Annotated in this window: 8 protein-coding genes; 5 read left to right on the top strand and 3 right to left on the bottom strand. The window is 73.9% G+C overall.

Annotated features, from left to right (window positions below; translation table 11 throughout):
* Positions 1–37 precede the first annotated feature (37 nt).
* Both AB0F01_RS09920 and glgB read left to right on the top strand, forming a co-directional pair.
* Positions 38–1,468: a maltokinase gene (locus tag AB0F01_RS09920; RefSeq protein WP_362091956.1), complete on the top strand. Its 1,431-nt coding sequence runs from the start codon at positions 38–40 to the stop codon at positions 1,466–1,468.
* Between the two features lie 26 nt (positions 1,469–1,494).
* The gene (gene glgB, locus AB0F01_RS09915; RefSeq protein WP_362091953.1) at positions 1,495–4,269 is read left to right on the top strand and encodes a 1,4-alpha-glucan branching enzyme; all 2,775 of its coding nucleotides are present in this window, start codon (positions 1,495–1,497) and stop codon (positions 4,267–4,269) included.
* A gap of 27 nt (positions 4,270–4,296) precedes the next feature.
* On the opposite strand, the gene AB0F01_RS09910 is transcribed toward glgB, so the two are convergent.
* Together AB0F01_RS09910 and AB0F01_RS09905 are read right to left on the bottom strand one after the other, a co-directional pair.
* Positions 4,297–6,540, bottom strand: a complete 2,244-nt coding sequence (locus AB0F01_RS09910) for an ATP-dependent DNA helicase (protein ID WP_362091950.1) — start codon at positions 6,538–6,540, stop codon at positions 4,297–4,299.
* 332 nt (positions 6,541–6,872) lie between these two features.
* On the bottom strand, positions 6,873–8,294 hold the full coding sequence (locus tag AB0F01_RS09905) for a cation:dicarboxylase symporter family transporter (protein WP_362091947.1): 1,422 nt from the start codon (positions 8,292–8,294) through the stop codon (positions 6,873–6,875).
* A gap of 157 nt (positions 8,295–8,451) precedes the next feature.
* Here AB0F01_RS09905 and AB0F01_RS09900 point away from each other — a divergent pair, with 157 nt between their 5' ends.
* The 3 genes from AB0F01_RS09900 to AB0F01_RS09890 all read left to right on the top strand — a co-directional run bounded on the left by AB0F01_RS09900 (position 8,452) and on the right by AB0F01_RS09890 (position 12,080).
* On the top strand, positions 8,452–10,221 hold the full coding sequence (locus AB0F01_RS09900) for a sensor histidine kinase (RefSeq protein ID WP_362091944.1): 1,770 nt from the start codon (positions 8,452–8,454) through the stop codon (positions 10,219–10,221).
* The gene (locus tag AB0F01_RS09895; RefSeq protein ID WP_362091941.1) at positions 10,218–10,904 is read left to right on the top strand and encodes a response regulator; all 687 of its coding nucleotides are present in this window, start codon (positions 10,218–10,220) and stop codon (positions 10,902–10,904) included. The genes AB0F01_RS09900 and AB0F01_RS09895 overlap by 4 nt, the downstream gene beginning before the upstream one ends.
* Before the next feature lie 453 nt (positions 10,905–11,357).
* The gene (locus AB0F01_RS09890) at positions 11,358–12,080 is read left to right on the top strand and encodes an XRE family transcriptional regulator (RefSeq protein WP_362091939.1); all 723 of its coding nucleotides are present in this window, start codon (positions 11,358–11,360) and stop codon (positions 12,078–12,080) included.
* A 302-nt stretch (positions 12,081–12,382) separates the two neighbouring features.
* Here the strand turns inward: AB0F01_RS09890 and AB0F01_RS09885 are convergent, their stop codons facing one another.
* Entirely contained in the window at positions 12,383–13,408 is a 1,026-nt protein-coding gene (locus tag AB0F01_RS09885) for an ATP-dependent 6-phosphofructokinase (protein WP_164335349.1), read from the bottom strand.
* Positions 13,409–13,473: the final 65 nt, after the last annotated feature.

Here is a 13,473-nt window from a genome sequence, read left to right as displayed (position 1 = left end):
GAGCGCCCCGCCGACGAGGGGGAAAGGACGCGACGCCATGTCGGAAGCCGTCACCCGCACCGTCAGCGCACCGCCCGGCCTCCTTGCGTCACTCGATCCGCTGCTGAGGGAATGGCTGCCCAGACAGCGCTGGTTCGCGGGCAAGGGGCGCCCCGTCACGGGCTTCACCCCGGTCGCGGTCACCGAGCTGCTGCCGCCCACCGCCAAGCTGGGGCTGTACCACCTGCTGGTCCGGGCGCAGCAGCCGCTCGCCGCGGGCCACGGCGGGCAGGAGCAGCAGCCCGGTGACTGCTACCAGTTGTTCATAGGCGTGCGCGAGGCGCTGCCGCCCCGGCTGGCGCCCGCGCTGATCGGTCATGTCACCCGGGGCCCGCTGGCCGGACGGACGGTCTACGAGGCCCTGCACGACACCCGGCCCGCCGAACTGCTCCTGGAGGCTCTGCGCACCCGGGCACGGATCGGCGGGCTCCGTTTCGAGCGGGACCCGCGCCAGGAGATCCGGTCCGGCCTGGTGCCGCGCCTGATGACCGCCGAGCAGTCGAACTCCTCCGTCGTCTACGGGGACACCTACATCCTGAAGCTGCTGCGCCGGGTCGTGCCCGGCGTCAACCCCGACCTGGAGCTGCCGCTGGCGCTGGCGCGGGAGGGCGGCACCCGGGTGCCGCCGCCCACGGCCTGGCTGCTCGCGGACGCCGACGCCGGGGCGCCCGGCCCGCCCGCGGCGGAGCCGTACGTCCTGGGAGTGCTCCAGCCGTACGTGCAGGGCGCGACGGACGGCTGGGAGCTGGCGCTGCGGGCGCTGGCCAAGGGCGAGGACTTCCTCGCCGACGCGCGGGCCCTCGGCCGGGCCACGGCCGAGGTGCACACCGCGCTGGCCCGCGCCCTGCCGACGGTCAGCCTGGGCCACCCCCAGCTGCGGTCCCTGGTCGACGGCATGACCGAGCGGCTGCGGGCGGCGGTGCGGGCGGTGGCGGCGCTGCGGCCGTACGAGGCGGAGCTGCGGTCGGCGTTCACGGCGCTGGAGGACCTGGCCTCCGAAGGGTACGAGTGGACCGCGCAGCGGGTGCACGGCGACCTGCACCTGGGGCAGTGCCTGCGGTCCCCGGCCGGGGAGTGGTCGCTGATCGACTTCGAGGGCGAGCCGGCCCGCCCGCTGGCCGAGCGCCGCATGCCCCAGCCCGCCGTGCGGGACGTGGCGGGCATGCTGCGGTCCTTCGACTACGCGGCCCGCTCCGTGGACCCGCCGCAGCCCGACTGGGCGGCGCACTGCCGGGCGGCCTACTGCACGGGTTACGCGGAGACCGCCGGCCGCGACCCGCGCACCGAACCGGTGCTGCTGCGTGCCTATGAGACCGACAAGGCGGTTTACGAGGTGCTGTACGAGGCCCGGCACCGCCCCGAGTGGCTGCCCGTGCCGATGGCCGCCGTGCGCCGGCTCGCCGGTTCCGGCGCCGCCGACCCGACCTGACCCCCTTCGTCCAGGAGGCTCCGCCCGTGACCCCCCGCCCCGAGCCCAGCGCTCCGCAGCCCGACCAGCCGGACGGACGGCCGGACGGCCGGCAGGCCGTGCCGCCGCCCGCCGTACCGCGGAAGAAGTCCGCGGCGAAGAAGACCGACGGGACCGGCAGCGCGGCGAAGAAGACCGACGGGACCGGCAGCGCGGCGAAGAAGACCGCCGGGAAGAAGGCGGCGGGCCCGGCTCCGGCGGGCAAGGCGGCGCGGGAGACGACGAAGAAGGCCGGCGCCGCCCGGGCCGCGGCGACGGTGAAGGCGGCGGAGCAGAAGACCCCGGCGGCGACGGCCGAGGGCCCGGCGAAGAAGACGGGGGCGGAGAAGAGGACGGCGGCGGCAGCGAAGAAGACGGCGGAGAAGGCCCGGAAGGCCGGGCCGAAGAAGACCGCGGCGAGGAAGGCCCCCGCGAAGAAGATCCCGGCGACGAAGGTCCAGGCGGAGAAGGGCAGCCCTCCGGAGGCGATCCCGGCCGGCGGTCGCGCCGGGACAGCGTCCGGTGCCGATGCCCCGCCGGAACCGGCCGGGGACACCGCCACCCGTCAGCCCGTACCCCCCGACATGGAGATCGCCGTCTCCCCCGCCGTCGGCGACGAGGACCGGCAGCGGCTGCTGGACGGCACGCATCACGCCCCGCACGACGTGCTCGGCGCCCACCCCGTGCCCGGCGGGGTCGTCTTCCGGGTGTTCAAGCCGTACGCCCACGCGGTCACGGTCGTCTCCGGCGGCCTGCGGGTGGACCTGCACGACGACGGCGCGGGGTTCTTCTCCGGGCTGCTGCCGCTGCGGGAGGTCCCGGCGTACCACCTGTTGGTGCGCTACGCGGACACGGTCCACGAGACCGAGGACGCCTACCGGTTCCTGCCCACGCTCGGCGAGCTGGACCTGCACCTGATCGGTGAGGGCCGGCACGAGGAGCTGTGGACGGTGCTGGGCGCGCACCCGATGACGCACGAGGGCGTGCGCGGCACCCGCTTCTCGGTGTGGGCGCCCAACGCGCGCGGCGTACGGGTGGCGGGCACCTTCAACTTCTGGGACGCCACCGCCTTCCCCATGCGCTCCCTGGGCTCCACCGGGGTGTGGGAGCTGTTCGTACCCGGGATCGGCGAGGGCGAGCTGTACAAGTTCGACATCACCCGGCCCGACGGCTCGCGCACCCTGCGCGCCGACCCGATGGCCCGCCGGACCGAGGTCCCCCCGGCCACCTCGTCGGTGATCACGTCGTCGGAGTACGTGTGGGGCGACGCCGAGTGGCTGGAGCAGCGGGCGCAGGCGCCGGCCCACGAGCGGCCGTTCTCGGTGTACGAGGTGCACCTGCCGTCCTGGCGGCCGGGGCAGACCTACCGGCAGCTGGCCGAGCAGCTCCCCGCCTACGTCAAGGACCTGGGCTTCACCCACGTGGAGCTGATGCCGGTCGCCGAGCACCCCTTCGGCGGCTCCTGGGGCTACCAGGTCACCGGCTTCTACGCGCCGACGGCCCGGCTCGGCACCCCCGACGACTTCAAGTACCTGGTGGACGCCCTGCACCGGGCCGGCATCGGGGTGCTGATGGACTGGGTGCCCGCGCACTTCCCGCGCGACGAGTGGGCGCTGGCCGAGTTCGACGGGCGGCCGCTGTACGAGCACGCCGATCCGCTGCGGGCCGCGCACCCCGACTGGGGAACCCTGGAGTTCGACTTCGGGCGGCGCGAGGTGCGCAACTTCCTGGTGGCCAACGCCCTGTACTGGTGCGAGGAGTTCCACATCGACGGACTGCGGGTCGACGCGGTCGCCTCGATGCTCTACCTGGACTACTCGCGCGAGCCCGGCCAGTGGACGCCGAACGAGCACGGCGGGCGGGAGAACCTGGACGCGGTGGCGTTCCTCCAGGAGATGAACGCCACGGTGTACCGCAGGGTGCCGGGCGTGGTGACGATCGCCGAGGAGTCGACCGCCTGGGACGGCGTCACCCGGGCCACCCACCACCAGGGCCCGAGCGGCTTCGGCGGCCTGGGCTTCGGGCTGAAGTGGAACATGGGCTGGATGCACGACTCGCTGGCCTACATGAGCCACGACCCGGTGCACCGCCGGCATCACCACCACGAGATGACGTTCTCGATGGTGTACGCCTACAGCGAGAACTACGTGCTGCCGATCTCGCACGACGAAGTGGTGCACGGCAAGCGGTCGCTGGTGTCGAAGATGCCCGGCGACTGGTGGCAGCAGCGCGCCAACCTGCGCGCCTACCTGGGCTTCATGTGGGCCCACCCGGGCAAGCAACTGCTGTTCATGGGGCAGGAGTTCGCCCAGGGCGCCGAGTGGTCGGAGGCGCACGGGCCGGACTGGTGGCTGCTCGACCCGCACTACGGGGCGGAGGCCGACCACCGCGGGGTGCGGGACCTGGTGCGGGAACTGAACACCGTCTACCGGCACACCCCCGCGCTGTGGCGCCTCGACACCCGGCCCGAAGGCTTCCGCTGGGTGACGGGCGACGCCGCCGAGGACAACGTGCTGGCCTTCCTGCGCTACGACGCCGACGGCGCCCCGCTGCTCGCGGTCAGCAACTTCGCCCCGGTCGTCCGCTCCGCGTACCGGCTCGGGGTGCCGGACGACGTGCCCGCCTGGCACGAGGCCGTGAACACCGACGCCGCCCGCTACGGCGGGAGCGACGTCGGCAACCCGGACCCGGTGAAGCCGGAGCCGCAGGGCCGGCACGGACACCCGGCGAGCATCCGGCTGGTCCTGCCGCCCCTGGCGACGGTGTGGCTGCGCCCGGCGTGACCGGGCGGGCGGCCCCCGGGCCCCGCGTCAGGCGGGGTGCGGGGCGAGCGCCTCGGCCAGCGGTTCCGGCAGCGGCGCGGTGTGCAGGACGCCGAGCCGCTGGGTGGCCCGGGTGAGTGCCACGTACAGGTCGCTGGTGCCGTAGCGGCCGGGCTCCACCACGAGCACCGAGTCGAACTCCAGCCCCTTGGCCTGGCGCGGGTCGAGCAGGACCACGTCGTGCGTCAGGTCCGGCTCGGCGCCGGCGGTGACCCCGTCGAGGCGGGCGGCCAGCGCGCGGTGCAGGTCCCGGGGCGCGATCACGGCGAGCCGGCCCTCGGCGGGGGTGAGTTCCCCCACCGCCTTCGCGACGGCGCCGGGCAGGTCGTCGCTCGCCCGGGCCCAGGGCCGGACGCCGGTGGAGCGGACCGAGCCGGGCGGTTCGAAGCCGGGGTGCTCGGCGCGGACCACGGCCGCGGCGACGTCCATGATCTCGGCCGGGGTGCGGTAGTTGACGGCGAGCCGGGTGTGCTCCCAGCGGTCCTCCACGTAGGGGGCGAGGATGTCCGACCAGGAGCCGACGCCGCCCGCCTCCGAGGTCTGCGCGGGGTCGCCGACCAGGGTCATCGAGCGGGTGGGGCTGCGTCGCATCAGCAGCCGCCAGGCCATCGGCGACAGCTCCTGCGCCTCGTCGACGATGATGTGCCCGAAGGCCCAGGTGCGGTCGGCGGCGGCGCGTTCGGCGGCGCTGCGGTGGTCCTCCTCCTCGTGGCGTTCGGCGAAGCGCTCGGCGTCGATGATGTCGTGCGCGGACAGCACCTCGACGGAGTCGGGGTCGTCCTCCTCCTTGTCCTCGAACTCGTAGGTCCGGGAGGCGTACGAGACGTCCAGGACGCCCTGGGCGTAGGCGACCTGCGCCCGCCGTTCGCGGTCCGCCCGCTCACGGGCCAGGCGGTCGTCCTCGCCGAGGAGTTCGGCGGCCTCGTCGAGCAGCGGCACGTCGGAGACGGTCCAGTGCCGGGTCACCGGGCGGCGGACCGCGTCGGCGTCCTCGGCGGGCAGGAAGTCCTCCGGGGCCGCGAGGAGGTCCGCGACCAGGCGTTGCGGGGTGAGCCGCGGCCACAGCAGGTCGATGGCGGACCAGACCTCCGGGTTCTCGGCGAGTTCGTCGCGGATCTGGGTGACGTCGCTGGGGTCGAGCAGGTTGGAACCGTCGTAGGGGTCGGTGCCGATGCGTTCGGCGACCATGTCGGTGAGCGTGTTGAGGATGTGTCCCTCGAAGTGCTCCCGGGCCTCGTTGTGGGGCAGCTTGGCGGCCCGGGTGCGTTCCCGTGCCACGCGCACCAGGTCGTCGTCGAGCATCAGCACGTCGCGGTCGTGCTCGATGGTGATCACCGGGTCCGGCAGCGCCTGCCGGGCGCGGACCGCCTCGGCGAGGACGCCGGCCATCTCCGCCCGGCCCTTGACGGCGGCGGCCTCGGGGGTGTCGGTCCGGGTCGTCCGCACGCCGGGGAACAGCTCGCCCACGGTCGCCAGCAGCACGCCGGTCTCGCCGAGGCTGGGCAGTACCTCCCCGATGTAGCCGAGGAACGCCGGGTTGGGGCCGACGATCAGGACGGCGCGGCGGGCGAGCAGCTCGCGGTGCTCGTAGAGGAGGTAGGCGGCGCGGTGCAGGGCGACCGCGGTCTTGCCGGTGCCGGGGCCGCCCTCCACGACCATGACCCCGCGGTGCGGGGCGCGGATGATGCGGTCCTGGTCGGCCTGGATGGTGCGGACGATGTCGCCCATGCGGCCGGTGCGGGCGGAGTCGAGGGCGGCGAGCAGCACGGCGTCGCCGGTGGGGTCCTCGTGGCCGGTGCGGGTCTCGTCGCCCAGGTCGAGGATCTCGTCGTGCAGGGCGGTGACCTCGCGGCCCTCGGTGGAGATGTGGCGGCGGCGCCTCAGTCCCATGGGGGTGTGGCCGGTGGCGAGGTAGAACGGGCGGGCGACGTCCGCGCGCCAGTCGATCAGGACGGGGGTGCGCTCGGCGTCGTCGGCGCGCAGCCCGATGCGGCCGATGTGGTGGCTGTCGCCCGAACCGAGGTCGATGCGGCCGAAGCAGAGGGAGCCGTCCACGGCGTTGAGCGCGGCGAGCAGGCCGGAGCGCTCGGCGACGAGGATGTCCCGTTCCAGCCGCGCCTGCATGGGGGTGTTCCCCTGGGCGAGGGCGTCCGTCACGGAGTCCTCGGCGTCACCGCGGAGGGCGTCGACGCGTGCGTACAGTCCGTCGATGAATTCCTGTTCCTCTCGCAATTCATCGTCCGGAAATTCGGTGTTTGACAATGCAACTCCCGCCCGGATATAATGCACTCATTGAACTTCTGCCGCGATTTCCCTCATCGAAATCGCGAATCATCGAATATACGCCGCGAAAACCCCCGGACGCAATTGCCGGGGGTTTTTTCGTGTCCGGACAAGGGCCGGGCGGCCGGGTCCACGGGGGCGGGACCCGGCCGCCCGGCGGGTGGAGGCCCGGTACGGGCGGGGCCTCCGGGAAACCCGGGCGGCTGAGCGGCAGGAGGTGGGGGGAACCGCCCGGCCGCCCGGGAGGCCGAGGGGACGCGCGGTCCCGCCGGGCCGTGGCTTCAGGCCTTGGCGAGTTCCTTCCCGCCGCCCGCAGCGGCCGGCTCCGCGGGGGCGGTGGCCGGGGCGGTGTCGCCGGCGTGGGTGTCGTCGGCGTGGTCGGTGTGGTCGTCCAGCAGGGTGCGCTCGTCGAACGGTGCCCGGCCGGTCAGGACCTCATGGACCCGCTCCTTGTCGATCTCCTTGGTCCAGGTGCCGATCAGCACGGTGGCGACCGCGTTGCCGGCGAAGTTGGTCAGGGCGCGGGCCTCGCTCATGAAGCGGTCGATGCCGACGATGAGGCCGATGCCGTCCACCAGGGCCGGCTTGTGCGACTGCAGACCGCCGGCCAGCGTCGCCAGGCCCGCGCCGGTCACGCCGGCCGCGCCCTTGGAGGCGACCAGCAGGAAGAGCAGCAGCGGGATCTGCTCGCCGACCGACATCGGCGTGCCCATCGCGTCCGCGATGAACAGCGAGGCCATGGTCATGTAGATCATGGTGCCGTCGAGGTTGAAGGAGTAGCCGGTCGGGACGGTGATGCCGACCACCGGCTTGCTGACGCCCAGGTGCTCCATCTTGGCGATGAGCCGCGGCAGGGCCGACTCGGAGGACGAGGTCGACAGGATCAGCAGGAACTCGCGGCCCAGGTAGCGGAAGAGGGTCCAGACGTTGAGGCCCGCGACGATCCGGAGCATGGCGCCCAGCACCAGGAAGACGAAGAGCACGCAGGTGACGTAGAAGCCGAGCATCAGCACGGCGAGGCTCTTGAGCGCGTCCAGGCCGGCGGACCCGGTCACGGCCGCCATGGCCCCGAAGGCGCCGACCGGGGCGGCCCACATGATCATGGCGAGCACCCGGAAGACCAGGCGCTGGATGTGCTCGATGCCGCGCAGGACCGGCCGGCCGGCGTTGCCCATGGCCTGCAGCGCGAAGCCGCAGAGCAGGGCGATGAGCAGGGTCTGCAGGACCTCGCCGGAGGTGAACGCGGACACGATGGTGCCCGGGATGATGCCGAGCAGGAACTCGGTGGTGTCCTTGGCCTCCGCGTCGATCTGCGCGTGGCCGGTCTCCTTGACCGCGTCGGTGACGGCCAGGCCGGTCCCCGGGTCGAGGATGTTGCCGACGATCAGGCCGATGGCGAGCGCGACGACCGACATCACCATGAAGTAGCCGAGCGCGATGCCGCCGACGGCGCCGACCTTGGCGGCCTTCCGCACGGAGCCGATGCCCAGCACGATGGTGCAGAAGATGATCGGCGAGATCATCATCTTGATGAGGTTCACGAAGCCGGTGCCGATCGGCTTCAGCCCGACCGCGAAGTCCGGGGCGAGCAGGCCCACGCCGATGCCGAGGGCGACCGCGATGATCACCGCGATGTAGAGATAGTGCGTGCGGTCCCGCTTGACCTTGGGTGCGGCTGGTGCCGTATCGGCTGTGCTGGTCACGGCGGCCCTCCTTGACGTCGTCGTCGGCATCACCGGCGTGCGGCTCACGTCCGGGGGATGGAGTTCGGGGGAACGCCGTGACTATGTCTCGCCCTGTGAGCGCGGTCACCCTTCCGTTCATTTAGTTCATCGCGGAACCGGAAGGCACACTGACGGGATGCGTCTGCCCCTCCCCCGGCCCCGCAGCCTCGCGGGCCAGCTGTTCGCCATGCAGGCCGTGCTGATCGCGGTCCTGGTGGTGGGGTACGCGGTGTTCGGCTTCGTCAGCGACCGCAGCCAGGCCGAGGAGGCGGCGGGCGACCAGGCCACGGCGGTGGCCCTGTCGGTCGCCGACTCGCCCTCCGTCCGGGAGGCGATCCGCTCGGCCGACCCCTCGGCGGCCCTCCAGCCGTACGCGCTGGCGGTGGTGCGGGACACCGACATCGACTTCGTGACGATCATGAACCCGCGGGGCATCCGCTGGACCCACCCGGACCCGGACGAGATCGGCCTGGCGTTCCGCGGCCACACCGGCCCCGCCCTGGAGGGCCGTACGTTCACCGAGACCTACACCGGTACGCTCGGCCCGTCCGTGCGGGCGGTCACCCCCGTCCGGGACGGGGACCGGATCATAGGCCTGGTCAGCGCGGGCATACGGGTGGAGGAGATCAGCCAGCGCGCCCGGGGGCAGCTCACGGCGCTGCTCGTGGTCGCGTCCGGCGCCCTCGGGCTCGGCGCGATCGGCACGTACGTCATCAACGCGCGGCTGCGCCGGCACACCCACGGCATGAACGCGACCGAACTGAGCCACATGCACGACTACCATCAGGCCGCCCTGCACGCCGTGCGCGAGGGCCTGCTGATGCTGGACGGGCAGTACCGCGTCGCGCTGATCAACGACGGCGGCCGGGTCCTGCTGGGCGTGGCCGACGAGGAGGACGTGGTGGGCAGACCGGTCGCGGAGCTGGGGCTGCCCGCTCCCCTGACGGGAGCGCTGCTCGCCTCGGAGCCACGGGTGGACGAGGTGCACCTGACCGAGGACCGGGTCCTGGTGGTGAACACCTCGCCGGTCTCCGGCGGGGAGCGGCGCGGCACGGTGGTGACCCTGCGGGACGTCACCGAACTGCAGTCCCTGATGGGCGAGCTGGACTCCGAGCGGGGCTTCACCCGGGCGCTGCGCTCCCAGGCGCACGAGGCGGCGAACCGGTTGCACACGGTCGTGTCGCTGATCGAGCTGGGCCGGGCCGAGGAGGCGATGGAGTTCGCGACCGCCGAGCTGGAGCTGGCGCAGGCGCTCACCGACCAGGTGGTGGCGGCGGTCGGCGAGCCGGTGCTGGCGGCGCTGCTGCTGGGCAAGACGGCCCAGGCCAACGAGCGGGGCGTGGAGCTGGTGGTGTCCGACGACAGCCGGCTGGACGACGGACTCCTGCCGGACTCGTTGCCCGCCCGGGACCTGGTCACCATCCTCGGCAACCTGATCGACAACGCCGTGGACGCGGCCCAGGGCGGCACGCGGCCCCGGGTGACCGTCACGGCGCTGACCCGGCAGGCCCCGGAACGGCCCCGGCGGGACGAGGAGCCGAACCGGGAGGGCGCGGAGCCGGCACGCGAGGACGCGGAGCTGGTGCTCAGCGTCCGGGACACCGGACCGGGCGTCGACCCGGAGCACGCCGAGACGCTGTTCCAGCGCGGCTTCAGCACCAAGCCCGCGGGGCCGGGCGGGCGCGGGCTGGGGCTCGCGCTGGTGCGGCAGGCGGTGGCGCGCCACGGCGGATCGCTGGCGGTGACCTCGCCGGACGACGGCGGCGCGGTCTTCGAGGTACGGCTCCCGCTGCCGGCCGCGCCGGCGGCCCGGCCCGGGCGGGGAACCGCCGCGACGGCCGCCCGGTCCGGGCACGGAACGGCCGCGGACGGTGCGGCGCCGATCGGTGCGGGAGGCGGCGCATGACCGGCCGGCCCATCCGGGTGCTCGTGGTCGAGGACGATCCGGTCGCCGCCGACGCCCATGTGATGTACGTCGGCCGGGTGCCCGGCTTCGTGGCCGTCGGCAAGGTGTACACGGGCGGGGAGGCCCGCCGCGCGCTGGAACGCACCGCGGTCGACCTGCTGCTGCTCGACCTGCACCTGCCGGACGTGCACGGACTCCAGCTGGCCCGCTCGCTGCGGGCGGCCGGGCACCAGGCCGACGTCATCGCGGTGACCTCGGCCCGGGACCTGGCCGTGGTGCGCGAGGGCGTGTCGCTCGGGGTGGTGCAGTACGTGCTGAAACCGTTCACCTTCGCCACCCTGCGGGACCGGCTGGTCCGCTACGCCGAGTTCCACGCGGCGGCGGGCGAGGCCAGCGGCCAGGACGAGGTCGACCGCGCCCTGGCCGTCCTGCGCGCCCCCGGCCCCGCCGCGCTCCCCAAGGGGCTGAGCGCTCCGACCCTGGAGCGGGTCACGGTGGCGCTGCGCGACGCCGGGGAGGGCATGACCGCGGCGGGCGTCGCGGAGGCGGTGGGCATCTCCCGGATCACCGCCCGCCGGTACCTGGAGCACCTGGTCGAGGCGGGACACGCGGCCCGGCGCCCGCAGTACGGCACGGTGGGCAGGCCGGAGCTCCAGTACCGGTGGGTGACGCGGCGGGCCTAGACCGGTGGGTGACGCGGCCGGCCTGGACCGGTGGGGCGGGCGTCGGCCCGGAGGGAGCCCGGACGGTGTGGTCCTCGTGTCACCCGGGGCGCGCGCCGGTTCGCGGAAGGCGCGCACGCCGTCGGCCGCGCGCCGGGTTCGGTTTGCGCCGCCGGGCGGCCGTCGTCCCGGGGACGGGTGGGGGCGGCGGGGCGCACGGGGGTACGAGCCGCGCACCGGCGTCCGTACAGCTGCTCGATCCGCCGGCGGAGCCTCGGCGACGCCGAAGATCGCGCATATGCCTGATGAGCTTGCGGTTCTCCTCGGGCGGACCCGGCCCGCGGGACGCGGCGCCACCCGGTGCGGACGTCCGCCCCACGGGGCGACCCGCCGGTAGCCGTAGCTTCGCACCATGAGTGATCCTGGCCGAACCGACCGTAGTCACCGCCGCCCGCCGGGCCTAGCTTGTGGGCCGTGCCCCGACCTACCGCCCGACCGCACCGTCTCCCGCACCCCGACCCCCGGCAGGCCCCGCCGTTCAACGCCGCCGCCGCCCGCCGCCTGCGTTCCGCCCTCGGCATGGACGCGGCCCAGATCGCCCACACCCTGCGCGTCTCCTACGGGCTCCCGCACGTCACACCGGACCTCGTCCTCGGCTGGGAGCGCGGGCTCGCCGCGCCGTCCGGAACCGAACTCACCGCCTTGGCGGGCGTGTTGTGGTGTTCTCCGGGTGAGCTGATCGGCCGTCCGCGCACCCTGCGCGAGCACCGCATCGCCCGCGGTCTGGCCCCCGAGGACGTGGCCCGTGCCGTGGGGCACGAGATCCACGCGTACCTGCGGATGGAGGAGACGGGCCAGTGGCGCGGCTCGGAGCGGCAGGCCACCGCGCTCGCCGCGGTGCTCTCGCTGTCCCTGGCCGACCACATCGCGGTCACCGGGCGGGAGACAAAACTCGCCGAGCTGCTGCGGAACGCGGCGACGACCCGCTGGCAGGCGTACGTGCGGCCGGTGTCGCGGATCGTGCCGCTGGAGCGGCGGGTGCTGGAGCGCGTGCTCCAGCGCCTGCACCAGGAGTACCAGGGCCACATGGCCGCCACCCTCAGCTGGGGCGGCGGCAGCGGTGACGCGGGCGAGGAGGGCCGCGCGTTCCTGGACCGGATCGTCGAGCACTTCTGGACGGCGGCCGGGTACGACTGACCGGCGCGGGCCGCCCGGACGCCTTCCGCCACTCGGCCTCCGCGGTGCGACACCGACCGGGGCGGCACACCGACCGGGGCGGCACACCGGCCGGACCGGACCACCGGTCGGACCAGACCACCGATCGGACCGGGACAGCGACACGACCGGGACGGCGTACCGATCGGACCGGGACACCGACCGGGCGGCGCGCCGACGGGCTCGCCGTCCCGGCCCCCGCGACGCGGCCCCTCCGGTCCCGGTCGCCCGCATCGCCCCGGGGCGGGAGCCGCCCCGTCCTGCCCCGGAAGCCCGTCGCCCGCCTAGAAGACCGACTCGGCCTCGTCCATGCGGTCCGTCGGGACCCGCTTCAGCTCGGTGACCGCCTCGGCCAGCGGCACCATCACGATGTCCGTACCGCGCAGCGCCGTCATCCGCCCGAAGTCGCCCCGGTGCGCGGCCTCCACCGCGTGCCAGCCGAAGCGGGTCGCGAGCACCCGGTCGTACGCCGTCGGCACACCGCCGCGCTGCACGTGGCCGAGGATGACCGGCTTGGCCTCCTTGCCCAGGCGGCGCTCCAGCTCGCGGGCCAGGGCCGTACCGATGCCCTGGAAGCGCTCGTGGCCGAACTGGTCGATCTCGCCCTTGCCGTAGTCCATGGTGCCGTCGGCGGGGTGCGCGCCCTCGGCGACGCAGATGACCGCGAACTTCTTGCCGCGGGCGAAGCGCTCCTCGACCATCTTGACGATCTGCCCGGGGTCGAAGGCCCGCTCGGGCAGGCAGATGCCGTGGGCGCCGGCGGCCATGCCGGACTCCAGGGCGATCCAGCCCGCGTGCCGGCCCATCACCTCGACGACCATCACGCGCTGGTGGGACTCGGCCGTGGTCTTCAGGCGGTCCATCGCCTCGGTGGCGACGCCGACGGCGGTGTCGAAGCCGAAGGTGCGGTCCGTGGAGGAGATGTCGTTGTCGATGGTCTTGGGCACGCCGACCACCGGCAGACCGGCGTCCGACAGCATGCGCGCCGCGGTGAGGGTGCCCTCGCCGCCGATCGGGATCAGGGCGTCGATGCCGAAGTCGCGGATCATGTCCGAGGCGTTCTCGCACGCCTCGCGGAGCCGGTCACGCTGCAGGCGGGACGAGCCGAGGATGGTGCCGCCGCGGGCCAGGATGCCGCTGACCGCGTTCAGGTCGAGGGTGCGGTAGCGGCCGTCGAGGAGACCGGCGTAGCCGTCCTCGAAGCCGATGACCTCGTCGCCGTAGTTGTCGACGGCCCGGTGCACGACGGACCGGATCACTGCGTTCAGCCCCGGGCAGTCGCCGCCTGCGGTGAGAACTCCGATGCGCATCGTGCTGTGTCTCCTGGTCGCTGTCGATACCGGTGAGCCAACCCCGATTGTTTCATGCCTCGCGG

Origin of the sequence: Streptomyces sp. NPDC029526 (genome assembly GCF_040637405.1) — a bacterium.
In the GTDB taxonomy this organism is placed as follows: Bacteria; Actinomycetota; Actinomycetes; order Streptomycetales; family Streptomycetaceae; genus Streptomyces.
The sequence above is the reverse complement of the archived record's forward strand: the minus strand, read 5'-3'. Positions and strand labels throughout refer to the sequence as shown.